A 301-nucleotide genomic window follows, 5' to 3' on the forward strand; every position below is an offset into this window, starting at 1 on the left:
GAGCCCTTCCATCCTTCCGGCTGTGCAGCCACTCGGGCTTGCCAGCGTGCATGCCACGAACCGAACTCAGAGGTACCGAACAGAGGCGTAGCCTCCGGTCTGGCCAACGTTAACTCGCGGAATGTGTTGGTGTAATCCGCATGATATTCCTTCATCATGGCGAGCAAGTCCTCCACCAATGACTCATCCTCTGCTCCTTCATCCATCAGGCCCAGCTTCGCCCGCATCCCATCGAGCCAATACTGATGATAAAGATCCGTGAAGCCTGCAATCTCTTCCTCAGCCAGCGTAACGGCGTGCT

At 56.5% G+C, this 301-nt stretch carries 1 protein-coding gene; it reads right to left on the bottom strand.

The features are described 5' to 3' along the window. Positions 1-301: protein adenylyltransferase SelO family protein (locus tag ACFRAK_RS27270; RefSeq protein WP_394572925.1), on the bottom strand; the 301-nt coding region annotated here is incomplete at both ends.

The organism is Peribacillus sp. NPDC056705, assembly GCF_043656335.1.